24 protein-coding genes and 1 pseudogene are annotated in these 21,853 nt (G+C 70.9%); 12 read left to right on the plus strand and 13 right to left on the minus strand.

Annotated elements, in window-relative coordinates; translation table 11 throughout:
- Positions 1-21 precede the first annotated feature (21 nt).
- Complete coding sequence (locus amrb99_RS26515) at positions 22-1,482, plus strand: MFS transporter (protein ID WP_190860862.1); 1,461 nt, start codon at positions 22-24, stop codon at positions 1,480-1,482.
- Between the two features lie 58 nt (positions 1,483-1,540).
- Here the strand turns inward: amrb99_RS26515 and amrb99_RS26520 are convergent, their stop codons facing one another.
- Positions 1,541-2,269, minus strand: a complete 729-nt coding sequence (locus tag amrb99_RS26520; protein WP_190860864.1) for a hypothetical protein — start codon at positions 2,267-2,269, stop codon at positions 1,541-1,543.
- Between the two features lie 75 nt (positions 2,270-2,344).
- Between amrb99_RS26520 and amrb99_RS26525 the strand changes: the two genes are divergently transcribed.
- From amrb99_RS26525 to amrb99_RS26540, 4 genes are all read left to right on the plus strand, one after another.
- Positions 2,345-3,220, plus strand: a complete 876-nt coding sequence (locus tag amrb99_RS26525; protein WP_190860866.1) for a LysR family transcriptional regulator — start codon at positions 2,345-2,347, stop codon at positions 3,218-3,220.
- Positions 3,221-3,309: 89 nt separating this feature from the next.
- Entirely contained in the window at positions 3,310-4,119 is an 810-nt protein-coding gene (locus tag amrb99_RS26530; protein ID WP_190860868.1) for a class I SAM-dependent methyltransferase, read from the plus strand.
- A gap of 44 nt (positions 4,120-4,163) precedes the next feature.
- Positions 4,164-4,781: a TetR/AcrR family transcriptional regulator gene (locus amrb99_RS26535; protein ID WP_190860870.1), complete on the plus strand. Its 618-nt coding sequence runs from the start codon at positions 4,164-4,166 to the stop codon at positions 4,779-4,781.
- A 375-nt stretch (positions 4,782-5,156) separates the two neighbouring features.
- Complete coding sequence (locus amrb99_RS26540; protein WP_347256871.1) at positions 5,157-6,317, plus strand: transposase; 1,161 nt, start codon at positions 5,157-5,159, stop codon at positions 6,315-6,317.
- A gap of 98 nt (positions 6,318-6,415) precedes the next feature.
- On the opposite strand, the gene trpS is transcribed toward amrb99_RS26540, so the two are convergent.
- The gene (gene trpS / locus amrb99_RS26545) at positions 6,416-7,516 is read right to left on the minus strand and encodes a tryptophan--tRNA ligase (protein WP_190860872.1); all 1,101 of its coding nucleotides are present in this window, start codon (positions 7,514-7,516) and stop codon (positions 6,416-6,418) included.
- Between the two features lie 217 nt (positions 7,517-7,733).
- On the opposite strand from trpS, the gene amrb99_RS26550 reads away from it, so the two are divergent.
- The 3 genes from amrb99_RS26550 to amrb99_RS26560 all read left to right on the plus strand — a co-directional run bounded on the left by amrb99_RS26550 (position 7,734) and on the right by amrb99_RS26560 (position 10,220).
- The gene (locus amrb99_RS26550) at positions 7,734-8,222 is read left to right on the plus strand and encodes a MarR family winged helix-turn-helix transcriptional regulator (RefSeq protein WP_190860873.1); all 489 of its coding nucleotides are present in this window, start codon (positions 7,734-7,736) and stop codon (positions 8,220-8,222) included.
- A gap of 73 nt (positions 8,223-8,295) precedes the next feature.
- A complete protein-coding gene (locus amrb99_RS26555) occupies positions 8,296-9,741 on the plus strand; it encodes an MFS transporter (RefSeq protein ID WP_190860876.1) in 1,446 nt (481 codons plus the stop codon).
- An 11-nt stretch (positions 9,742-9,752) separates the two neighbouring features.
- Positions 9,753-10,220, plus strand: coding sequence for a TIGR03618 family F420-dependent PPOX class oxidoreductase (locus tag amrb99_RS26560; RefSeq protein WP_190860878.1), 468 nt, complete (start codon positions 9,753-9,755; stop codon positions 10,218-10,220).
- A 31-nt stretch (positions 10,221-10,251) separates the two neighbouring features.
- On the opposite strand, the gene amrb99_RS26565 is transcribed toward amrb99_RS26560, so the two are convergent.
- The 5 genes from amrb99_RS26565 to amrb99_RS26585 all read right to left on the minus strand — a co-directional run bounded on the left by amrb99_RS26565 (position 10,252) and on the right by amrb99_RS26585 (position 13,654).
- A complete protein-coding gene (locus tag amrb99_RS26565) occupies positions 10,252-11,160 on the minus strand; it encodes a M56 family metallopeptidase (protein WP_190860880.1) in 909 nt (302 codons plus the stop codon).
- A complete protein-coding gene (locus amrb99_RS26570) occupies positions 11,157-11,537 on the minus strand; it encodes a BlaI/MecI/CopY family transcriptional regulator (RefSeq protein WP_190860882.1) in 381 nt (126 codons plus the stop codon). Before amrb99_RS26570 ends, amrb99_RS26565 begins: the two co-directional genes overlap by 4 nt.
- A gap of 147 nt (positions 11,538-11,684) precedes the next feature.
- On the minus strand, positions 11,685-11,972 hold the full coding sequence (locus tag amrb99_RS26575) for a MoaD/ThiS family protein (protein WP_190860883.1): 288 nt from the start codon (positions 11,970-11,972) through the stop codon (positions 11,685-11,687).
- Entirely contained in the window at positions 11,969-13,084 is a 1,116-nt protein-coding gene (locus tag amrb99_RS26580; protein WP_190860885.1) for an exo-alpha-sialidase, read from the minus strand. The genes amrb99_RS26575 and amrb99_RS26580 overlap by 4 nt, the downstream gene beginning before the upstream one ends.
- Positions 13,085-13,153: 69 nt before the next feature.
- On the minus strand, positions 13,154-13,654 hold the full coding sequence (locus tag amrb99_RS26585; protein WP_206700109.1) for a dual specificity protein phosphatase family protein: 501 nt from the start codon (positions 13,652-13,654) through the stop codon (positions 13,154-13,156).
- 194 nt (positions 13,655-13,848) lie between these two features.
- Between amrb99_RS26585 and amrb99_RS26590 the strand changes: the two genes are divergently transcribed.
- From amrb99_RS26590 to amrb99_RS26605, 3 genes and pseudogenes are all read left to right on the plus strand, one after another.
- Complete coding sequence (locus tag amrb99_RS26590; RefSeq protein WP_190860896.1) at positions 13,849-14,082, plus strand: hypothetical protein; 234 nt, start codon at positions 13,849-13,851, stop codon at positions 14,080-14,082.
- An 843-nt stretch (positions 14,083-14,925) separates the two neighbouring features.
- Positions 14,926-15,045 (plus strand): annotated as a pseudogene (locus tag amrb99_RS51450) (Tn3 family transposase); the annotation flags it as partial.
- Positions 15,046-15,356: 311 nt separating this feature from the next.
- The gene (locus amrb99_RS26605; protein ID WP_190860898.1) at positions 15,357-15,905 is read left to right on the plus strand and encodes a recombinase family protein; all 549 of its coding nucleotides are present in this window, start codon (positions 15,357-15,359) and stop codon (positions 15,903-15,905) included.
- Between the two features lie 157 nt (positions 15,906-16,062).
- On the opposite strand, the gene amrb99_RS26610 is transcribed toward amrb99_RS26605, so the two are convergent.
- Positions 16,063-16,935 carry a helix-turn-helix transcriptional regulator gene (locus amrb99_RS26610; RefSeq protein WP_190860900.1) on the minus strand — a complete coding sequence of 291 codons (873 nt, stop codon included), beginning with the start codon at positions 16,933-16,935 and terminating at the stop codon, positions 16,063-16,065.
- A gap of 176 nt (positions 16,936-17,111) precedes the next feature.
- On the opposite strand from amrb99_RS26610, the gene amrb99_RS26615 reads away from it, so the two are divergent.
- The gene (locus tag amrb99_RS26615; RefSeq protein WP_190860902.1) at positions 17,112-17,411 is read left to right on the plus strand and encodes a putative quinol monooxygenase; all 300 of its coding nucleotides are present in this window, start codon (positions 17,112-17,114) and stop codon (positions 17,409-17,411) included.
- Between the two features lie 225 nt (positions 17,412-17,636).
- Here amrb99_RS26615 and amrb99_RS26620 read toward each other — a convergent pair whose 3' ends face one another.
- The 5 genes from amrb99_RS26620 to amrb99_RS26640 form a co-directional block, all read right to left on the minus strand.
- Positions 17,637-17,876, minus strand: coding sequence for a hypothetical protein (locus amrb99_RS26620; RefSeq protein ID WP_190860904.1), 240 nt, complete (start codon positions 17,874-17,876; stop codon positions 17,637-17,639).
- Positions 17,877-18,203: 327 nt separating this feature from the next.
- A complete protein-coding gene (locus amrb99_RS26625) occupies positions 18,204-19,313 on the minus strand; it encodes a glutamate--cysteine ligase (protein ID WP_241755945.1) in 1,110 nt (369 codons plus the stop codon).
- A 107-nt stretch (positions 19,314-19,420) separates the two neighbouring features.
- Positions 19,421-20,674, minus strand: a complete 1,254-nt coding sequence (locus amrb99_RS26630; RefSeq protein WP_190860906.1) for a pyridoxal phosphate-dependent aminotransferase — start codon at positions 20,672-20,674, stop codon at positions 19,421-19,423.
- Positions 20,675-20,795: 121 nt separating this feature from the next.
- A complete protein-coding gene (locus tag amrb99_RS26635; RefSeq protein ID WP_190860908.1) occupies positions 20,796-21,560 on the minus strand; it encodes a class I SAM-dependent methyltransferase in 765 nt (254 codons plus the stop codon).
- A 110-nt stretch (positions 21,561-21,670) separates the two neighbouring features.
- On the minus strand, positions 21,671-21,853 hold a 183-nt coding region (locus amrb99_RS26640; protein ID WP_206700112.1), incomplete at its 5' end, for a hypothetical protein.

Raw genomic sequence — 21,853 nt, forward strand, 5'->3', positions numbered from 1 at the left:
CGTTTCACGACCGTAGAGGGCATGACATCCGGAAAGCACGGCCGGCTGATCCTGCCGGTCATCCTCTCGGCGACCTTCATGGTGTCGTTCGACTACATGGTGGTGAACGTCGCGACGCCGTCGCTCCAGCGCGACCTGCACGCCGGGCCCGTCGCCCTCGAACTCGTCATCGCCGGCTACGCCTTCACCTACGCGAGCGGGATGGTGACCGGCGGGCGCCTCGGCGATCTGTTCGGCCACCGGCGGCTGTTCCTCCTCGGCATGGCCGCCTTCACCGCCGCGTCCCTGCTGTGCGGGCTCGCGCAGTCGCCCGTGCAGCTCGTCGCGGCGCGGCTGCTCCAGGGGCTGACCGGCGCGGCGATGGTCCCGCAGGTGCTCGCCCTGATCACCGCCGCGCTCCCGGCGGCGGACCGGCCGCGCGCGATGGCCTGGTACGGCGTCGTCCTCGGCGGCGGGGGCGTCGCCGGCCAGATCGGCGGCGGGCTGCTGCTCCAGGCCGACCCGCTCGGGCTCGGCTGGCGGACGATCTTCCTGGTGAACGTGCCGGTCGGCGCCGCCGCGCTCGCGCTCGCCGTCCGGTCGCTGCCCGGGACCCGGTCGGACCGGCGGCCCCGCCTCGACCCGGCCGGCGCCGCCGGGATCTCCGGCGCCCTCGCGCTCGCGCTCGTCCCGCTCGCGATGGGCCGCGAGCAGGGCTGGCCCGCCTGGACGTGGATCTCGCTCGCCGCGTCCGTCCCGGTCCTCGCCGCGACGCTGTGGTGGGAGCGGCGGCTCGCCCGGACCGGCGGCGAACCGCTGCTCGACCTCGCCCTGTTCCGCGCCCGCTCGTTCGACCTCGGCCTGGCGCTGAACGTCGCGTTCCTGGCCTCGTTCGGCAGCATGAACGTCGTGCTGACGATGCTGCTGCAGGGTGGCCTGCGCCTGACGCCCCTGGAAGCGGGCCTGGAGTTCGGCCCGATGGCGCTGCTGACCATGGTCGCGTCGCTGTTCGGCCGCCCGCTCGTCGCCCGGTTCGGGCTGAAGGTGCTCGTGCGCGGGACGGTCGTCAGCGCGCTCGGCGTGCTGGCGCTGGCCGTCGAGCTGCACGTCCTCGGCGGCGACGTCACCGCCCCGTGGCTGCTCGCGCCGCTCGGCCTGCTCGGCCTCGGCGGCGGGCTGACGCTGCCGTCGGTGATCGGCGCGGTGATGTCGGGGATCCGCCCCGCGCAGGCCGGCGCCGCGTCCGGGGTGCTGAGCACCGCGCAGCAGTTCTCCGGCGCGACGGGCGTCGCGGTGCTCGGCGCGATCTTCTTCGCCGCGCTCGGCGCGCACCCGGGCCGGGCCGCGTTCGCGTCCGCCGCCGAGACCGCGATCTGGGCCGACTTCGCCCTGACGGTGGCGACCGTCGTCCTCGGCGTGCTCTTCCTGCGCCCGGCCGCCACCGCACCCGAGCCCGAGCCCGCCGCTCCGGCGCGGGAACCGCTCCTCGACAAGCGCGTCTGACCCGGCTCGGCTCACCCGCCGGGCCGTCCCTCGCCGGGCGGCCCGGCGCCGCCGCGCGTCAGGACCGGCCGGCGGCGCGCTCGCCCACCGCCGCGCACGCGGCGGCGACGAACGCGGCGACCACCGGATGCGGGCGGCTCCCGTCCCCCGCCAGCTCCGGCTGGAACAGCGTCGCGAAGTAGAACGGGTGGCCGGGCAGCTCGGCGATCCGCACCTGGCCCTCGTCGTCGTGGCCGGTGAAGCGCAGGCCGCTCGCCTCCAGCGTCCCGATGTACGCGGGGTTCGGCCCGAACGTGCAGTTGAAGCGCTCGATGCTGCGCGACGTCCCCATGATCCGCTCGGCGGACGAGCCGGGCGCCACGTTCACCTCGCCCTCGTGCCCCGCGAGCGAGCACGCCAGCGGCATGATCACCGCGTCCTCGCCCGGGTCGTCGTCCTCGGCGTTCTCGGCGTGCTTGGCGCGGGCGATCCCGCACACGTTCCGCGCGAACTCCAGGATCATGTGCTGGAAGCCGCCGCACGTCCCGAGCACCGGGATCCCGCCCTCCCGCGCCGAGCGGATCGCGGTGAGGACGCCCGCCTCGCTGCGGTACGGGCTGCCGGGCAGCAGCCAGACGCCATCGAAGCCGTCCAGCCCGGCGCCGACCTCGTCGGTCGGGATCCAGTACGCCTCCGCGAGGAGGCCGTCGCGCTCCCGGACGGCCTCCAGCAGCCGCGGGATCCGGACGTGCGACTGGACATTCGGGGACCGGTCCCCGACCAGGGCGATGCGCGCTGTGAAGGTCATGCCCCGACCCTGACGCCGCACCCCGCTTAAGCACCAACGATGATTTCCGATGCGAACATAAGCAACACTTATCCGATGGACCCGCACCTCCTCCGGACGTTCGTCACCGTCGTGCGGACGGGCTCGTTCTCCGCCGCCGCGGCCGAGCTCGGCTACACGCAGGCCGCCGTGTCGCAGCAGATCGCGTCACTGGAGAACGACCTCAAGATCACGCTGCTGCACCGGCGGCCCGTCGGCACCACCGAGGCGGGCGCGCGGCTCCTCGAACACGCCGGCCCGATCCTGCTGCGGCTCCAGGCGGCGCGCTCGGAGATCGTCCGGATGTCCGGGACGGCGCGGGCCCGGCTGCGCGTCGGCGCGTCGCCCCTGGCCTCCGCCTACATCGCGGAGCCACTAGCCCGCGCGCGCGGCGCCCACCCGCGCGTCGAGGCCGCGGTGCAGGTGATGGGCCGCGCCGAGGTGGACGTGGCGGTCGCGGCGGGCGACCTCGACATCGGGCTGGTCGACGGGATCGCCGCACCCAACGACCCGCTCCGGCTGGCCGACACCGTCCCGCTGGCGGCGGTCGCCGTCGCGGAACGGCCCCTCGTGCTGGTGCTGCCGCGCGCGCACCCGCTGACGTCGCGTCCCGGCGTCGACCTGAACGACCTGGTCGACGCTCTCTGGCTGGACGTCCCGGACGTCGCCGTCCCGCTCCCCGCGCTCCGCCAGGCCACGGGCTCGCGCGACGGGTTCCCGCCGTCCCTGACCTGCGAGGGCGGGGACCTGCCGTTCCTCCTCGCGCTCGTCGCCGCGGGCCACGGCCTGGCCGTCCTCCCTCCGGGCCTGGCGGGCGGCGCCGGGCTCGCGGAGGTGCCGGTGCGCGCGCCCCGGGTCGTCCATCGGACCGAGCTGCTGCATTCGCGCGCCGCCGATCCCGCGACGGCCGCGTTCGTCGACGCGCTGACCTGAGAGAACGCATCCGGGCTTGACCTCCGGCGAGCCGCACCCTCATTATGAACATACGTTCATGAACATGCGTTCACAACAAGGAGGCACCGATGGACGTCGTCAACACCCACCAGGCCGAGGCGTGGAACGGCTACGAGGGCGAGCACTGGGCCGACCACCACGAGCGGTACGACGCCGTCAACAACGGCTTCGACGGCGCCCTGCTGGAGGCCGCCGAGATCGGGCCCCGCGACCACGTCCTCGACCTCGGCTGCGGGAACGGCTACATCACCCGGCTCGCCGCGCGGCGGGCCCGGCTCGGGCGGGCGCTCGGCGTCGACCTGTCCGCGCCGATGCTCGCCCGCGCCCGCTCGCTCACCGAGCAGGAGGGCGTCCGGAACGCCGAGTTCGAGCAGGGCGACGCGCAGGTCCACCCGTTCCCGGACGCCGCCTTCGACGCCGCGGTCAGCCGGTTCGGGGTCATGTTCTTCGCCGACCCGGTCGCCGCGTTCGGCAACGTCCGGCGCGCGCTGCGGGAGGGCGGCCGCCTCTCCTTCCTCGCCATGGCGTCCCCCGCCGGCACCGACCTCGGCACCGTCTTCGCCGCGATCGCGCCGCGTCCCGCGGCGGTGACCGGACACGCCGGCCCGATGTCGCTGTCCGACCCGGACCGCGTCCGCGAGATCCTCGGCGCGGCCGGTTTCCGCGACGTGACCTGCCGGAAGGTGCACGCCGAGCAGGTCTGGGGGCGAGACGCCGCCGACGCCGCGGACTTCCTCGCCGGCTGGGGCCCCGTCCGCCACAACCTCGGCGACGGCCCCGAGCTCCGCGCCGCGATCACCGACGCGATGCGCCCGTTCGAGCGCGACGGAGCCGTCCGGCTGCGCAGCACCGCGTGGCTCGTGCGGGCCCGCCGGTAAGCCGGGTCGCGGTCCACGCCGGCCCGATCACTACGATGCGGGTGATGTCACCTCGGAGAGCGGCCGCGCTGGACGGCGGCGACCTGTCCCTGCGCGAGCACCTGATCGCCACCGCCGAGCGGATGATCGCCGAGCGCGGGACGGCGGGGCTGACCGTCCGGGCCATCGCGCAGGAGGCGGGCGTCGCGGGCGGGGTGCTCTACAACCACTTCGCCGACAAGGAGGAGCTGATCGCGCTCGCGCTGCGCGCGCACGCCACGGCGATCATGCGCGGGCTGGGCGCGCTGCCCGAGCCGGGCACCGGGACGGTCGAGGACAACCTGCGCGCGTACGTCGCCCACGGCCTCGCCCTGCACGCCCGGCTGCTGCCCGCGCTCACCGGGCTGCTGGCCCAGCCAAAGGTCCTCGCCCGTTTCGCGGCGCTGAGCGATCGCGACGAGGACTGGAAGGAGCGGCTGGTCCGCTACCTGCGCGCGGAGCGCGGCCTCGGCCGCCTCGCCCCGGACGCCCGGGTGGAGGCGGCCGCGTCGATGCTCGTCGGCGTCTCGCACGAGACCGTTCTCTCGGCGCTGTTCCAGGGCGAGGGCCTCGCCCGCGAGGTCCCGCCCGAGGCCGCGGACGACCTGGTCGCCACGGTCCTGCACGGCATCTCCCTCCGCTGACCTTCACTGCGTCAGCGGGGTCGGCGCCCGCGACCCGGGCCAGGTCCAGGAGCACCGCAGCGCACAGCGTCAGGCCGACCGCGGCGGCGGGACCGACGAGCACCGGTCGCACGGGAGCCGCGATGTGGTCACCCCACCGCCACCCGACCATCACAGTCCTGTGACCAGGCAAGATAACACCCGAGATCGACTTTTCAACAGCCGTGGAGCGACCTTGCGCGCGGACAGTGAACCAAGAGGTGGACGTGGTCGGCCTCGCCGTTGTCGGCGTGAAGACCAAGTGCGCGTGCAGCGTGTAGGTGTCGCTGCGGCCTCTGCGTGTATCCGCACCCGATTCCCCTCGTGTCAACACAGAGTAATGCTACGATCACACTTGTGAAGATCGTGGTGCAGGTCAAGCTCATACCGGACGCCGCACAGGCCTCGGCCCTCGAGCGCACCCTGTACACGGTCAACAAGTGCGCGACCCAGGTATCGGCCGCATCGTTCACCGCCTACGGGCTCAAAGGATCGGTCAAGGACCTGCGGTCGATGGCCTACGGCGATCTCAAGGCCCGTGGCCTGGGCGCGCAGGCCACGCAGCACGTCATCAAACGGGTCGCCGACGCCTACACCACGTTGCGGGCCAATATCCGGGCCGGGAATCTCGGCGGCGAGGGCTCCCCACGCCGTCGCAAGGCCACCTCCAAGCCCGTCGTCTTCCGGCCGGATGCCGCGCACACCTACGACGACCGGTGCCTGTCATGGAACTACGATGCCCAGACCGTGTCCATCTGGACGGTGGACGGCCGGGTGAAGAACGTCCGCTTCGCCTGCTCGGCGGCAGCGCTCAAGCAGCTCACCGAATACCGGAAAGGCGAATCGGACCTGGCGTTCCGGGACGGGAAGTGGTTCCTGGCCGCCACCTGCGAGGTCCCCGAAGCCGAGCGGTACCAGCCGAAGGACTGGCTTGGGGTGGACCGGGGCATCACCAACCTGGCCACCACCAGCGACGGCGACAACCACTCGGGGCGGCGCCTGGACCGCTACCGCCGCTGGCAGGCCCGCAAGAAGGCCGAGATCCAAGCCAGAAGGACACGCTCAGCCGCGCAACTCCTCAAGAAGCGTGCACGCCGTGAGTCACGGCACGCCACCCACATCAACCACACGATCTCCAAGACCGTCGTTGCTGTCGCCCAACGCACCGAACGCGGCATCGCCCTGGAACAGCTTCAGGGCATCCGTGAGCGGGTCACGGTTCGACGCGACCAGCGAGCACGGCAGTCGTCCTGGCCGTTCCACCAACTCGGGGCGTTCATCGCCTACAAGGCCCGCCGCGCCGGCGTGCCGGTCATCGAGGTGGACCCGGCCTACACCTCGCAGCGCTGCCCGCGCTGCGGCCACACCGCCAAGGCCAACCGGCCTTCGCGGGACGCCTTCTGCTGTCGCCGGTGCGGTCTCGCTGGGCCCGCCGACGTCGTCGCCGGGGTCAACGTGCGCGACCGCGCACGCTCGGCGTGGGTATTCGTCAACATGCCCCCACCGGTCCCCGCCTGAGCGGGGACCGGCGATGTGACCCGTGGCCGCCCAACCGTACGGGGCAGCCCGGGAGCATGAACAAAGCCCTTCCGGACCGAGCCACCGAGCTCGGCCATTCAGGGCCGAGTAGTTGACGTGGCCATGGACATGGCCTCGCGGACCTCGTCGAGGGTCTGGTCGGCGATGGCGGCGGCGCGGGCGTTGCCCTCGGCGAGGACGCGGCGCAGGTGGCCGCGGTCGGCCATGATCTCGGCGCGGCGGGCGCGGATCGGGCGCAGGAACTCGTTGACCGACTCGGTCACCGTCCGCTTGAGCGCCGCGCCGCCGCCGTCGCCGATCTCCGCGGCGACCTCGCGGGGGTCGCGCTCCTGGCAGAGCGCGGCGAGCAGCACCAGGTTGGACACCTCGGGACGGGTGTCGGGCGCGTACTCGATGTGCCGGTCGGCGTCGGTCACCGCCCGCTTGATCAGCCGGGCCGTCTCGTCCGGCGACGCCGAGAGCGCGATCGCGTTCCCGCGGCTCTTGCTCATCTTGCGGCCGTCGGTGCCGAGCAGGGTCGGCGCGGCCGACAGCAGCGCGTCCGGCACCGGGAAGACCGGGGCGTACCGGTCGTTGAAGCGGCGCGCGATCGTCCGGGTGACCTCCAGGTGCGGGAGCTGGTCGGCGCCCACCGGGACGAGGTTGGACTTGCAGAACAGGATGTCGGCGGCCTGGTGGACGGGGTAGGTGAACATCAGCCCGCTGACCGAGGACTGCTTGGACGCGGCGATCTCGTCCTTCACCGTGGGGTTGCGGCCCAGCTCGCCGACCGTGACCAGGGACAGGAACGGCAGCATCAGCTGGTTCAGCGCGGGCACGGCGCTGTGCCGGAAGATCGTCGCGGTGGACGGGTCGATGCCCGCGGCGAGGTAGTCGGCGACGAGGCCGTCGACGTGCTCGCCGAGCCGGTCGGCGACGTCGCGGTCGGTGAGCACCTGGTAGTCGGCGACCAGCACGAACAGGTCGACGCCGGCGCGCTGGAGCCGGACGCGGTTGGCGAGGGTGCCGAAGTAGTGGCCGAGATGCAGGGCGCCGGTCGGCCGGTCGCCGGTCAGGATGCGGAACGCGCCGGGATCGGCGGCGACGCGCGCTTCGAGGTCGCGGTACGGGCCGGTGGCCTGCGGCGATTCAGCGGGCCGCGGCGATTCAGCGGGCTGTGGCGTCTCGGTGGTCTGCATGGGTCTCTCCTCCTGGTTCCGGGGCCCGCCGGACGGACCCGGCGCGGAGAAGAGAGCGGGCCGTCCAGCGGACGGCCCGAGGCGTGCGTGGGTGTCGGCCGTCCTAGGACGGCCGCCAGCACAGACACGCGGTGCGCTTCATGCCTTCACGATATCCCATCGGGGATGCGGACGGCAGTAGATAATCCGGTACGGAACCAGTGGGTACTCTGGAGGCATGACCGCGCTCGCCCCAGCCAACACCGTGACGGACCTGTCCTACCTGCTCGACCACACCTCGCACGTGCTGAAGTCGCGGATGACGGCGGCGCTCGGCGAGATCGGGCTGACGCCGCGCATGCACTGCGTGCTGGTGCACGCGCTCCAGGAGGAGCGCACCCAGATCCAGCTGGCCGAGATCGGCGACATGGACAAGACCACGATGGTCGTGACGGTGGACGCCCTGGAGAAGGCCGGGCTCGCCGAGCGGCGCCCGTCCTCGACGGACCGGCGCGCGCGGATCATCGCCGTCAGCGAGAAGGGCGCCGAGACGGCCCGGCGTGGGCAGGAGATCGTCGACCGGGTGCACGCGGAGGCGCTCGGGGCGCTGCCGGACGGCGAGCGCGACGTCCTCGTGCGGGCGCTGCGGCGGCTGGCGGAGGGGCACCTCAGCACCCCGGTGGAGCAGGCGCAGCCGGTGCGCCGCCAGCGCGAGCGCAACAAGTAGGTCCCCAGCAGATCGTCTCTAACAAAACTATCTGCTAAAGTCTCTCCTGTTGCCTCAAACGGGAGATGACCCCATGAACCTGTCCGCACGGTCCCGAGGGACCGCTCTCGGCGTGCTATCCGCCGCCGCGCTGATGACGATCCTGGACGGCAGCATCGTCACCGTCGCGATGCCGTCCATCCAGCGCGACCTCGGCTTCTCCGCCGCCGGGCTGAGCTGGACCGTCAACGCCTACCTGATCGCCTTCGGCGGCCTGCTCCTCCTCGCCGGGCGGCTCGGCGACCTCATCGGCCGCAAGACGATGTTCCTCGCCGGGAACGCGGTGTTCACCGGCGCGTCCGTGCTCGCCGGCGCCGCCACCGCGCCGGGCGTGCTGATCGCCGCCCGGTTCCTGCAGGGCGTCGGCAGCGCGATGGCCTCCGCCGTCGTGCTCGGCATCCTCGTGACGCTCTTCACCGAGCCCGGCGAGCGCGCCAAGGCCATCGGCGTCTTCAGCTTCACCGGCGCCGCCGGCGCGTCCATCGGCCAGGTGCTCGGCGGGGTCCTCACCGACGCGCTGAGCTGGCACTGGATCTTCCTGATCAACGTGCCGATCGGGCTGGCCACGATCGCGCTGGCGGTCGTCGCGCTGCCCCGCGACCGCGGCGCCGGGCTGCGCGCCGGCGCCGACGTCGCGGGCGCGCTGCTGGTCACGTCCGGGCTGATGCTCGGCATCTACACCGTCGTCAAGGCCGAGGACGACGGCTGGCTGTCGGGCCGCACGCTCGGCCTCGGCGCCGTCTCGCTGGTCCTGCTCGCCGGGTTCTTCGTCCGGCAGGCGAAGGCCGCCACCCCGCTGATGCCGCTGCGGCTGCTGCGCTCGCGCAACGCGTCCGGCTCCTACCTCGCGCAGATGCTGTCGCTGTCCGCGATGTTCTCGTTCCAGATCATCGTCGCCCTCTACATGCAGAAGGTCCTCGGCTACGACGCGCTGGAGACCGGCCTCGCGATGCTGCCCGCCGCCGTCGCCATCGGCGCGATCTCGCTGTTCGTCTCGGCGCGGCTCAGCCGCCGCTTCGGGGAGCGCGCCGTGCTGCTCGCCGGGCTCGTCGCGCTGATGGGCGCCATGGGGTGGCTGGCCCGGATCCCCGAGGACGCGAGCTACATCGCCGACCTGCTGCCCGTGATGGTGCTGGTCGCCGGCGCCGGGTTCGTCCTGCCCGCGCTGACCGGCCTCGGGATGGCCGGCGCCCGCCCCGACGACGCGGGCCTGGTGTCCGGGCTGTTCAACACCGTCCAGCAGATCGGGATGGCGCTCGGCGTCGCGGTGCTGTCGACGCTCGCCGCGTCCCGCACCGAGCACCTGCGGGCGGACGGCCGGTCCGAGGCCGCCGCGCTGACCGGCGGATACCACCTCGCGTTCACCGTCTCGGCGGGCCTGCTGGTCGCCGCGTTCCTGGTCGGCGTCCTCGTCCTGCGCAGCCCGAAGGCCGCCGCGGACGCCCCCGCCCCCGTCGAGTCCGTCCCCACCAACGCCTGAAGGAGATCACCATGACCGCGTACGGCCCCGGCCAGGGACCCGGCCCCAAGCCCGTCGGCGAGGACGACCTCGCCCGCCTCCTCGGCGAGCAGCAGTTCGCCGTCCTCGCCACCACGAAGAAGAGCGGCCACCCGCACCTGTCCACCGTCGTCTACACCTGGGACGCGGCGGAGCGGATCGCGCGGATCTCGACCACCGCCGGGCGCGCCAAGGTCAGGCAGATCCGCGCCGACCCGCGGGCCGCGCTCCACGCGTCCGCCCCGGACCACCTGTCGTTCGTGGTCGCCGAGGGACGCGCGGAACTGTCCGGGATCAGCGAAAAGCCCGGCGACGACGCCGGGCGGGAGCTCCTCGCGATGACGCCGGGCTTCCCCGACCCGGCCGACGAGCGGGCGTTCTTGGAGCAGATGGTCAAGGACCGGCGGCTCGTGATCCGGCTGCACGTCGACCGGCTCTACGGGACCGTCCTTGCCGACTGAGGAGGGCCGGTTCCGCACCGGCCCCGGCGGTTCAGGTGGGCAGCACGATCAGGATCAGCGGCAGGCCGGCCAGCAGCGGCACGGCGACCGTCGCGGCGAGGCGGGCGCGGCGCGGCAGCGGCTTCGGCTCCAGCAGCCGGTTGACCCGCGCCATCACCGGGATGTCGTCCGAGGACGCCACCCCGAGCGTCCCGGACGGCGCGGCCGCCGGGCGGGCGGCGGCGAAGCGCAGCAGCGCCGTCGCCAGCTCGCGCGGCGGGCGCCCCGACCGGGCCCGGTCGTCCGCGGCCATCTCGATCAGCAGCTCCACCGCGTCCAGGCACCGCCCGACCAGCCGGAACTGCGGGAACACCTGGCGCAGCGACGCGAACGGCAGCAGCACCAGGTCGTGGCGCTCGCGCGCGTGCGCGCGCTCGTGCGCGAGGACCGCGGCCAGCTCGGCGCGGTCCAGCAACTCCAGGGTCCCGGCGCTCACCACGACCTTGGACGAGCGGACCCCCGGAACGCAGTAAGCGGCCGCGCCCGGGTGGTCGAGGACCAGCGTGCCGGGCACGGCCGAATCGCGGCGGGAGACGAGGGCGAGGAGTACTCGGTGCCGGTGCCTGGCGCGGACGACGCGGACCACCGCGTACATCAGCATGACCAGCAGCACGGCGGCGAGGCTCACCGCGGACAGCAGCGCCGCCATGTGCACCGTGTCGAGCCGGGCCGCCTGGTCGGCGTAGAGGCCGGGGATGCCGCCGAGGACGCCCTTGCGGTACGGCGCCATCGCGACGCCGAGGAGGGCCCCGATGGTGGCGACGCCCCAGCACAGGCCGAGCGACTGCCAGAGGGCGATGCCGAGGCGCGGGGTGCGCCACGTCCACCTGGCCCGGGACAGCAGGTGCGCCCCGCCGACGGTCCCCAGGGAGATCAATGCGAGCAGGGCGGTGCCGGTCATGCCGGTGGTTCCTTCGTGAGGCCAGCCAGGGCCTGGCGGATCACGTCGATCTCGTCGCTCGAGACCGACCGGACGAAGTGCGCCAGCGCGGCGTCGCGGTCGCCCGTCTCGTCCAGGGCGCCCAGCATCAGTTCCGTGACGTAGCTCTCCCGGCTCTCGACCGGCCGGTACCGCCACGCGCGGCCGTCCCGCTCGCGTTCGAGGAAGTCCTTCTTGGCGAGCCTGTCCAGCACCGTCATCACCGTGGTGTGGGCGAGGTCGCGGTCATGGGCCAGCGCACGGCTCACGTCGCGGGCGGTGGCGGCGCCGGCGCCGGCGTCCTCCCGCGCCCACAGAACCTCCATGACCGTGCGTTCAAGCTCTCCAAGACCCTTCACGACGTCCAGATTATCCGACTGAGGGCGAGGTCACCACGGCGGGTAGTACTACCGACTTCCGTACTACGCCTTGTAGTACTACATTCAGTCGTATTAGCGGCGTGCCGGGGCCACGGTCGGCAACCACGCACCGGCACGCCGCTGCCTCTAACCGCCCGCCATGGCGCCGACCACCAGGAACGGCTCGGCCCCCGCGACGACCGGCCCCGGCAGCGGCGCGTCCACCGGCTCATGGGACAGGTCCTCGGCGCAGGCGTAGAAGCGCACGAACGCCCGGCGCCGCCCCGTCCGCCGATCACGGATCGTCCCGCACAGCACCGGGAACCGGTCCTCCAACGCGTCCAGGACCGTCGCGATCGTCGTCCCCTCGACCTCCACCTCCCCGTCCACCCCGGCTAGCGCCCGCAGATGCGCGGGCAGCACCACACGGATCACGGCAGCGCCTGCACTTCCACCGACAGCACCGCCGGGAGATCGCGCACGATCGGCGTCCAGGTGTCGCCCTCGTCGGACGACCCGTACACCTGCCCGCCGGTCGTCCCGAAGTAGATCCCGCACGGATCCAGCGAGTCCACGGCCATCGCGTCCCGCAGCACGTTGACGTAGCAGTGGCTCTGCGGCAGCCCGTCCGTCAGCGGCTCCCACTCGTTCCCCCCGGCCCGGCTCCGGTAGACCCGCAGCCTCCCCTCCGGCGGGTAGTGCTCCGAGTCGCTCTTGATCGGCACCACGTAGACGGTGTCCGGCTCGTGCGCGTGCACCGCGATCGGGAACCCGAAGTCGCTCGGCAGATCACCGCTGATCTCCCGCCACGTCTCCCCCGCGTCGTCGCTGCGCATCACGTCCCAGTGCTTCTGCATGAACAGCACCTCCGGACGCGACGGATGCATCGCGATCCGGTGCACGCAGTGCCCGACCTCCGCCTCCGCGTCCGGGATGCCCTCCGACCGCAGCCCCCGGTTCACCGGCCGCCACGTCGCGCCCGCGTCGTCCGTGCGGAACACGCCCGCCGCCGAGATCGCCACGTACATCCGCGCCGCGTCCACCGGATCGAGCACCACGGTGTGCAGGCACATCCCGCCGGCCCCCGGCTGCCAGTCCGGCCCCGACCCGTGCCCGCGCAGCCCGGGCAGCTCCTCCCACGTGCTTCCGCCGTCACCCGTCCGGAACAGCGCCGCGTCCTCGACGCCCGCGTACACCACGTCCGGATCCACCGGCGACGGCTCCAGATGCCAGACCCGGTTGAACTCCCACGGACGCGGCGTCCCGTCGTACCACTGGTGCGTCCCCGGCTCCCCGTCGTACCGGAAGTCGTTGCCCACCGGCCGCCACGTCGCGCCCCCGTCGTCCGACCGCTGGATCAGCTGCCCGAACCAGCCCGTCGACTGCGACGCGTACAGCCGGTCCGGATCCGCGGGCGACCCGGCGACGTGGTACATCTCCCACCCGCCGAAGTGAGGCCCGCTGACCTCCCACCGCTCCCGCTTCCCGTCCGCGGTCAGCACGAACGCTCCCTTGCGCGTCCCGACCAGAACCCGAACCCCGCTCATGCCCGCACTCCTCTCGACGACTCAGAGGAGAGACCACCCCCGCCTCCAGAACTCATCGCCGCCGCGGAGTCAGGCCTCAAGCCCCGTCAGCAACCGCGCGACGTCGAGCCCCGTGTTCAAGTAGTCGACGAACAAGGAATTGTTCAGCGCCCACTTCGACCGGCGGTAGCGGACCAGGAATATGGCGTCACTGGTGCTGTACCCCAGAAGCGTCAGGGCGTGAGCAACGACGAGGCCGGACCGGTTGTAGCCGGAGTGGCACCGGACCAGCACCCGCCGCCCGCGCCCGACCGCCTCCACCGCCAGCTCCGCCGCACCGCACACCGCCTCAAGCTGCCCAGCGGTCAACGGCCCATCCGGCACGGGAACGCTCCGGTGCTCGACACCACCGCCGGGGCCGTGCCCCTCGCGCTCGTACAGGCTGATCACCAGATCGAACTCGCGATCCACGATGACCGGCACCCGCACTCCGGCCTGATCCCGGTAATGGTGCCCGCCCATCCACAGCAGCGGAACGATCTCATCCCAGGGCGACCCCGCATCGGGCGCCCCACGCCCCTCCGTGCGCACGGCCTGCTCCCACCAATGCCACCCGGCCGCCTCGAGCCGGGAACGATCATTCCTCCCCATACAACCAGGAACCGCCGCCCTCGCCGCCCCGAAAAAAGTCCAGCAGTGGCCGGAGCCACCGCCCGCGACCTGTCACCGATCGCCGACCTGCCTTGTCTTCTCTAGGGACCGCTTCCACGACAAGGAGACAAGACATGCCATCACCCGGCGACCTCAGCTTCGAGCGGGACATCAAGCCCCTGTTCCGCGCGAAGGACCGCGACTCGATGCTGTCCTTCTTCGACCTGCACGACCACGCGGACGTCTCCAAGCACGCCGACGCCATCATCGGTTCCCTGCTGACCGGACGCATGCCCTGCGACGGCACCTGGCCCGAGGACCAACTGGCGAAGCTCCAGCAGTGGATCGACGCAGGCAAGCCCGCCTAGCAGGCTCGCTCGTGGGCGCGGCCGGTTCTGCCGAGCTGCGCTCTGACTCCCAGCTACGCCCGGTCGCAGATTGGGCACAAGTGCCGCCCTCGTGCAGGCCGGGGGGACCGTCATTCCCTACAGAGCTGGATGCTCCGGAGCCGGCCGCGCCCAACCCGCACGGTAATGAACCCCCCTGACATCAAGCGCCGGCTCGCCGTCCCCTACCCCTGGCTCTGCGGCGGCCGCTCCCACGAACGCGGAGCCCGAACGTACTGAAGCCTCCGCCGGTCGCTCGCCCCGTAAGCGACGAAGTTCTGCCTAGCCTCCGCAAGGCTGAGCCCCCGGTTACGACCGCCGCGGCTCTCATAGGCGTCGTGGTCGTGCCCATCGTCTTCCCAGAAGCACACGGGGCAGATCTCGAAGTAGCCCCGCCGCTCAAGCGTCAGATACCCGCAACACGGACACGCATACGGCCCGCCTCCCGGCACCCGATGCACGCAGCCGATTGTCACGCCCAAAACCCACCCCCACAACCGCCCCCTTCCAGCCCGGCCACGTAGCTACAAGTCCGTGGCGTACCCCTCAAGGAAGTAGGACTTGTCAGGCTCAGGAGGTGGACAACCCAGTACCTCGATGAGCTGCGACCAATGCTCGGCCGTGACCAGGTACGAGTCCGCGAACCACTCATCATCGCCGTGATCGAAGAGGTCACGGACCCTGATGAACTGCTCCCGGCTGACGGGGAAGGTGTCGCTGAGCTGCTCGTCGCTGTCGTTGAACGAGACAAGCCGCCATCCCATGTTCTGGCCGTCTGCGTAACGAGCGGGTCTCCGGGCACGGCCCGGCGTCGAACCGGGCACGTACGGTGCGGTCGAGGGCCTGGCCCGCAACCGGGCGAACCTGAACAAGGTGATCACGCACTGGCCGGACATGCTGAAGGTCGCCGGTTCCCTGGTCACCAACCAGGTCCGCGCCTATGACCTCTGGGGGACCAGCTCTGCGCGCTCGCCCGCAACCGCGGCGTCAGCCGCGGTGCGATTCGCACGGCGGTCGCCGACCTCATGCCCGACCACAACGGCATCGCGCAAGAGGGCACCCCGCCCTGGATCTGCCGGTCACCCTCGACATGCCGGGCAAGGTCGCGGACTTCCTCCGCGCGGCCGACCTGGAGCCCGTCGAGCGGGCCGCTCTCGCCCAAGGGGTGACCGTACGGCGCGGCCAGGGCTACGCCCTGCGCATCACCGCCGTGCCAGCAGTCCACCGCCAGCTCCTCGCCCGCTGCCAACCGCTCGATGGCGCAGAACCCGCAGCTCCAGCTCGACGCCCTGGAGGCCGACGGCTACGACGAGATGGCGATAGAGAAGGAGTCCGGCAAGCGCGGCACCGCGCGGGCGCAGTGGGAGGAGTTGCTGACCAGGCCGATCGCCGGCGACACGCTGAAGTTCTGGAAGTGCGACCGATGGGGCCGTAGCGCGGGACACGTACTCGCCACGGTGACCGAACTTCGTGAGCGCGGTGTCCGCGTGCTCAGCTCGACCGAGAACTTCGACCTGGAAACCAAGGAGGGCCGCTTCATGTTCGCCGTCCTCGCGGCGGCCGCCGAGTACGAGCTGGAACTGCGCGCCGAACGCCAGGCCGAGGGATCGTCGCCGCCAAGCGGCGCGAGGCCGAGGGGAAGATGCTGCCCGGCAAGCAGCGCATCGGCCGACCCCGAGTCATCGGCCCCGCTGAACTCGCCACCCTGCGCCGCCTGGTCGGCGAGAGAGCCTCCGCCACCGAAGCAGCCCGAACCCTCAAGATCGGTAGATCCAACGGCATACGCTGCACTCTCAGCACGCTGACCAGCGATACCCACTCAACCACGGCCCCTGCCGTATTCCGGTGGCACCTGTTTGCGGGCTGCTCAGTTTCGCCGGCGTCCGATCTGGCCGCGGCGGGATGAGTCGGGCACCGTGCGCGCCCTCCTGGAGCCTTGTTGGAGGGTGAATACTCTGGGGATCAGAGGCTGCGTTGTGCGCGAAGATCGGTTGTAGCCGCACAGGGGGCGGCGAGGCTGGCCAGGAGGTGGAGCGCCGCAGCGGCGTCGGAACCGATGGGGGCGCTGTAGATCATCATGGTCATGTCGGGATCGTCGGGGGCCCGCATGGCGACGTAGTCGAGGGCGAGTTCACCGAGCCTGGGGTGGGCGAAGCGTTTGCGGCCGCGAGTCTTGCCGCGGACGTTGTGGTCGGCCCACAGACGGCGGAAGTCGGGACTATGCAGGGATAGTTCGCCGACCAGGGTGGCGAGTTGGGGATCGTCGGGGTGGCGTCCGGCGTCGAAGCGGAGGTTGGCGACGGTGTCGCGGGCCTTGGTCTCCCAGTCGGGGTACAGCTCGTGGGCCGCCTCGTCGAGGAAGACCAACCGGGCCATGTTCCGCTCGGTGGTGGGCAGGGCGGGGAAGTCGGCTATAAGGAGCCGGGCCAGTTCGTTCCAGGCCAGGACGTCCAGGCGGCGTCCGATGATGTAGGCCGGGACGGCGGACAGGGCCTCCAGGGCCTGGCGCATCTCGGGACGTACCTGCTGGGGTCGGCCAGGGCGTTTGCGAGCGGAGCCGGGCTTGGCCAGGTTGTGCAGATAGGCGCGTTCGTCAGCGTCGAGGCCGAGCGCGCCGGCGACGGCGTCCAGGACGTCGGCGGACGCATTACGGGCGCGGCCCTGTTCCAGGCGGGTGTAGTAGTCGACGCTCACCCCTGCCAGCAGCGCCAGCTCCTCCCGGCGCAGACCCGGCACGCGCCGCTGACCGCCGAAGCTGCCCACACCATTTTCATCGGGGCGCAGGCGGGCGCGTCGGGACTTGAGGAACTCACTCAGCTGCTGGGCACGATCCATGATCCCCACTATCGGTGATATCGGTCTGTCCTGCCTGGTCCTGGCAGACCCAGGTAGGACAGACCCCGGCTGAACAGAGCTCTGGGTGATCGGCGGCCAGGCCCGCAGGATGGCATCGTTCGCCAGCGAACACAGCACCACTGAAGACCAACCGTAGAGGATCGGGAGTTTCCGCCATGTCCAACACCCTCACCATCGTTGCCGGTTTCATCGCCAAGCCCGGGCAGGAGCAGCGCCTGCGGGACGAGCTGAACGCGATGATCGCGCCGTCCTTGGCCGAGGAGGGCTGCCTGGGCTACCAGCCCTATGCCGACCCGACCCGCGCCGACCGCATGATCATCGTTGAGGAGTGGGCCGACAGCGCCGCACTCGACTTCCACTTCTCGCTGCCGCACTTCAAGCACATCGCCCAGGTCCTGGACGAAATTCTTGCCGAGCCGTTCACCCTGCGCCGTCTAACCGACGTCCCCGCCTAAGTGCCTGTTCTGGCGGGCCAGCCACGAGGCCGTACCCGTAATCTTCACGGGGACGGCCTCGTGTTCTGGACGCCCGTCCAAGACCGCCGGAGACGGACGCGTACTTTGATCGGCATGTCTCGTCACGGACGGTCGCCGTCGTCCTGGTCGGGATCAGATCCGCTGGTCAGCGTCCGGCGCGGTCGCGGCAGCGCGGATTTCGGCGTCGGGGTCGTCAGGCCAGCCTCACCGTCTGCCGTTCCTGGCGTGCAGCCAGCGCTCGAATTCGGCGGCGACGATGCGCTCGTCGTGCACGCCAGCCGCGTCGTCGGAGGCCGGCGAGACGATGGGTGGGCCCATCACCTCGTGCTCCAGGAACTTCCGGCCTTCAGGCACGGAGTCGAGGGGCGGCATTCCCGTGACGGTCGGGCCGCCGGGCAGCAGCAGGTTGACGGTGACGTCCGTGTCCCGCAGGTCGGCGGCCATGATCCGGGACAGCGCCTCGCTGCCGGCACGTGAGGACCCGGCTGGCGGCCGCCGGACGCACCGCCACCGAACTGCAGGCCAAGGCCCGGCACCTGCACCTGCACCTGGCCAGCCTCGGCCGCAAGGTCCGGCTCGGTGAGGAGACCTCGGCGGCCCTCACGCATGACGGCCGAGAGGCCCAAGGACGTGACCAGGGCCGATGCTTGGATGACCTCCTTGCGACTCGGCCGGAAGGCGCCGTGCCCTACTCGGTGGTAAGTGGCGTGTCCGGTTCGAGTGAGCTGGGCCATCGTGCTGGTGCCCGCGGTTCGGGCCCGCGCCTGGCAGTCAGCCGATGTTGGTGCGTGTTTCGGTGATCAGTGTGTCCACCACGTCCGGCAGGCCGCCGCGCTCGAAAGCTTGGCGTTGGCGGGCGGCCGAGGTGCCGCGTGCCAGGGCCGCTTGGGCCAGCTCGGCCACCAGGCCCCAGTCGCCTGCCGCCTCCAGCCGCTCCCGGTGGCGTTCCAGCAGCCCTTGCAGAAGTTGCGGGGCCGGCATCGATGTGCCGTCGAGGGGGTCGACCAGTTCGCTTTCCAGGCCGTAGCGGGCGGCTCGCCAGGTCGCCGCCCGGACCACTTCGGTACGGACTTCCGGCGCCGGCCGGCCCTCGGTCACCGCGTCGATCTCGCCCCCGACGATCGCGCGGAACAGGCCCGCGAGGAGCACGACGTCCTCCAGCCGGGGGCAGGCGTCGGCGATCCGCAGTTCCAGTGTGGGCAGGTGCGCCGACGGGCGCACGTCGTAGTAGATCATCCCGGGGTCGCTGATGGTTCCGGTCCGGATCAGATCCTCGATCATCGCGTCGTACTCGGCGGCCCCCTTGAACGCGCCGAGCGGCCCTGTGGTCGGCCAGCGTGACCACAGCAGCGTGCGGTAGCTGGCGTATCCGGTGTCCAGCCCCAGCCAGAACGGGGAGCTGGCCGACAGTGCGAGCAGCGCCGGCAGCCATGGTGCGATGCGGTGGCCGACGTTGAGCGCCAGATCGCGGTCGCCGATGTCGACATGCACCTGGGTGCCGCAGATGAGCTGCTCGCGGACGAGTAACTGGTAGTCGTCGAGAATGTTCTCGTAGCGGGGATCCGGGGTCACCTTGAGCGACTCCAGGTCTGCAACGGGAACGGTGCCGGCCGCGACAATGCCCAAGCCGAGCCCGTCGGCCGCCGCGACGACGCTGCGCCGCAGCGCCGCGAGGTCGTCGGCAAGGTCGACGAGCCGGGCATGCGGGCGGCTGTTGGCCTCCACCATCGAACACTGCAATTCGGCGACGAACTGTTCATGGGACAACTGGGAGAGCAGACTGTCGGCCTGCGGTACGAGCCGACGGGACTCCAGATCGACGATGTGGAATTCTTCCTCGACGCCGATCGCTACCGGCCCGGTCCCCTGTGTCAACTCCAAAGCCGTTCCACACTTTTCCAAAGCCGTTCCACACTTTCGTTCGAGGGATCACCGCTACGGATCGCTGCGCGCGCATGGGCGGCGGAGGAAATCACCTGATCGCCGTTTCAGGAGCCGGCGGCCAGGCTGGCTAGCACTTGTGTGGTGCGGTCGAGGGCTGCGGCGATCCAGGGGAGGCGGGTGGGTTCCGGACTGGTGAGAGCCGTCTCTCTTTGTGCGTCGTCCTGGCCGTAGAGCAGGCTCGTTGCGATGCGTACTCTGAGTTCCTGGGGCTGATCGCCGAAGGCGCTGCCGGGTACGACGGCGACACCGTGTTGTTCGATGAGCAGGCGGGTGAGGTCTGAGGAGGTCTTGGCCTGGAGGGCTGGGCGCAGGGGTTCGAAGTCGGGGTAGAGGTAGAACGCGGCCTCGGGGGCTGGTGTGGGAATGCCCGCTTCGGTGAGGCGGGCGGCCATCGCCGTGACGACGGCCTGATGGAGCCGGCGGGAGGCCGCCACGTGTTGGGTGATCTCGGGGGGTTCTCGGAACGCGTATGCGGCGGCCCGTTGAATAGGGCCGGACGGAGCAGTCCAGATGTTGCTGGCGACGGCGAGCAGTCGTTGCCGGAGTTCGGGGTCGGGTACCCAGGCGACTCCGATCCGCCAGCCTCCGAGGGCGAGGTTCTTGCTCAGTCCCGTTGTGATCACTGTGCGTTGGGGGGCGTATCGGGAGGGGCTGGGGAAGTCGTGGTCGTCGTCGAAGACGAGATCGCGGTAGATCTCGTCGGAGATTATGGTCAGGTCGAGGTCGCCGGCTGTCCGGCACAGGCTTTCCACGGTCTCGGGCAGCGCCAGCGTGCTGGTCGGGTTGTCGGGGATCGTCACGATCACCGACCGCACGTCGCGTCCCTGTCTACGGGCTCGTGTGACCTGCGCCGTCAGCTCCTCGGGATCGGGCACTCCGCCTTCGCCTGGACGGGTCGCCGCGAACATCGGACGGACTCCCCCCATCTCGGCCTGGACGGCGTAGCTGACCCAGCTCGGGCGTGGGAGGACGACGTCGCCGCCGAGTGCGAGCATCACGGCGAACAGCAGGGGCTTGCTGCCGGGGCCGCAGACGATCTGGTCGGAGCCGGCCGCGATTCCGCGGCGCTGGAAGTATCCGGCCGCGGCTTCCCGGAGTTCGTGCTCACCGTTGACTGCGCCGTAGGCGTTGAGGTTGGACGCCGCGGCGAGTTCGGACTTGAGGGACGGATGCACGGGCAGTCCGCTCTCCCCGAACGCCAGTGGAAGCGTCGCGAGCCCGCCCCGCATTCGCTGGGTAACGGTCTCGTGAGCGGCCAGATTCGCAGCTACGGTAAAAATTTGGATTTCCTCATCCATGCGAGTCGCCGGGAAGGGGCAGAGGTTGTGTGGTCACGGACCCGCGGGAGGGTCGGATTTCGAGTGCGCGCCGACACGGGGCTGATTCGCGACCGGGATCGTGGACGGCCTTCTCGAGGGCCTACTCTGGTGAGCGGATATGGAAGAAGATGGCATGGGAGAAGCGACTCGGAGTCAAGCGGGAGACGAGCGCGTCCGCCACTCCGATGACGGAGCTCCGGGTGACTTTTCGTTCACTCAATACCGACTCCGTCTTGATCTCCACACATTCCCAGCCGTGCAGCATGAATTCCTGCCGCAACTGCTTCGGCGAGTAGGCGGTGTAGGCGAAGCCATGGGTGGCGCCGTCGAGTTCGTGCGTGTAGATGAACCGTGGCGCACTGCCGAAGTCCTCGATCTTGGCGTTGACCCGTTCACTCCTGTACCGACGGAAGGTGTTCGGCACCGAGCCGATCACATTGGCCCGGCCGCTCGACATCGCCTGGATGGTTTTGAGAGCGGCCTCCCGCTCCCTGAAAGACATATGTCCGAGAACTCCGAAGAACAGCAGCGAGAGTTCGCTTTCCGCGGCGAGTCCGGCGTCCACTGCTTCAAGCTCCTTGAAGCAGTGGACCTTCCCCTTCAACCCCAGCCTGAGTGCGGTATCCGCTATCTGGGCGCGTGCCGCATCGGATCGTTCCACCGCGATGACGGTGTAGCCCTTCTCCGCCAAGGGGATGGCGTAGCGACCGTCACCGGCGCCGATGTCGGTGAGGACCGCTCCGGGCGCCGCTGCGCGCAGTACGCGTGCGAATGCCAGGCGATTGGGCCTTGGATAGCGCTGCGTGTACTTCCTGGTCCTGAAATAAGTCTCGTATGAACTGTAGGTGTCGTCCGAAGGCGCCATCAACCCCGCTCCGTCCTGTCTCGGCCACTGGTCATTGGGTCACAGTGTCGTCTGCGGGCATCACTTCAAGACTCTGAAAGGTCATGCGGACAATGAAGCTCATCATGCCTCTAAGCGCTTTCGCGGGTACCGCTAATGGCCACCGCCAGGTAATGCGTTTTACCTTGCTGCGCGTCGACGGTGGCGGCCTCGACGTTGTCGCCGAGGTCGGTTGCGGCTTCTTTCAGGCGTGTCTTGTCGCGGGCCGCGATGGTGACGTGGGCGCCGGCGTGGAGAGCGTTGCGGGCGGTGGC

Source organism: Actinomadura sp. RB99 (genome assembly GCF_014706005.1).
In the GTDB taxonomy this organism is placed as follows: Bacteria; Actinomycetota; Actinomycetes; order Streptosporangiales; family Streptosporangiaceae; genus Spirillospora.

Excerpts from the sequence above, each read along its gene's own strand:
- amrb99_RS26565 (WP_190860880.1), bottom strand. The coding sequence starts at position 11,160 with ATGACCGGCACCGCCCTGCTCGCATTGATCTCCCTGGGGACCGTCGGC.
- amrb99_RS26615 (WP_190860902.1), top strand. The coding sequence starts at position 17,112 with ATGTCCAACACCCTCACCATCGTTGCCGGTTTCATCGCCAAGCCCGGG.
- amrb99_RS26555 (WP_190860876.1), top strand. The coding sequence starts at position 8,296 with ATGAACCTGTCCGCACGGTCCCGAGGGACCGCTCTCGGCGTGCTATCC.
- amrb99_RS26630 (WP_190860906.1), bottom strand. The coding sequence starts at position 20,674 with ATGGATGAGGAAATCCAAATTTTTACCGTAGCTGCGAATCTGGCCGCT.
- amrb99_RS26515 (WP_190860862.1), top strand. The coding sequence starts at position 22 with ATGACATCCGGAAAGCACGGCCGGCTGATCCTGCCGGTCATCCTCTCG.
- amrb99_RS26535 (WP_190860870.1), top strand. The coding sequence starts at position 4,164 with ATGTCACCTCGGAGAGCGGCCGCGCTGGACGGCGGCGACCTGTCCCTG.
- trpS (WP_190860872.1), bottom strand. The coding sequence starts at position 7,516 with ATGCAGACCACCGAGACGCCACAGCCCGCTGAATCGCCGCGGCCCGCT.
- amrb99_RS26525 (WP_190860866.1), top strand. The coding sequence starts at position 2,345 with ATGGACCCGCACCTCCTCCGGACGTTCGTCACCGTCGTGCGGACGGGC.
- amrb99_RS26635 (WP_190860908.1), bottom strand. The coding sequence starts at position 21,560 with ATGGCGCCTTCGGACGACACCTACAGTTCATACGAGACTTATTTCAGG.
- amrb99_RS26590 (WP_190860896.1), top strand. The coding sequence starts at position 13,849 with ATGCCATCACCCGGCGACCTCAGCTTCGAGCGGGACATCAAGCCCCTG.
- amrb99_RS26610 (WP_190860900.1), bottom strand. The coding sequence starts at position 16,935 with ATGGATCGTGCCCAGCAGCTGAGTGAGTTCCTCAAGTCCCGACGCGCC.
- amrb99_RS26560 (WP_190860878.1), top strand. The coding sequence starts at position 9,753 with ATGACCGCGTACGGCCCCGGCCAGGGACCCGGCCCCAAGCCCGTCGGC.
- amrb99_RS26605 (WP_190860898.1), top strand. The coding sequence starts at position 15,357 with ATGGCGCAGAACCCGCAGCTCCAGCTCGACGCCCTGGAGGCCGACGGC.
- amrb99_RS26550 (WP_190860873.1), top strand. The coding sequence starts at position 7,734 with ATGACCGCGCTCGCCCCAGCCAACACCGTGACGGACCTGTCCTACCTG.
- amrb99_RS26530 (WP_190860868.1), top strand. The coding sequence starts at position 3,310 with ATGGACGTCGTCAACACCCACCAGGCCGAGGCGTGGAACGGCTACGAG.
- amrb99_RS26620 (WP_190860904.1), bottom strand. The coding sequence starts at position 17,876 with ATGGCCGCCGACCTGCGGGACACGGACGTCACCGTCAACCTGCTGCTG.
- amrb99_RS26580 (WP_190860885.1), bottom strand. The coding sequence starts at position 13,084 with ATGAGCGGGGTTCGGGTTCTGGTCGGGACGCGCAAGGGAGCGTTCGTG.
- amrb99_RS26520 (WP_190860864.1), bottom strand. The coding sequence starts at position 2,269 with ATGACCTTCACAGCGCGCATCGCCCTGGTCGGGGACCGGTCCCCGAAT.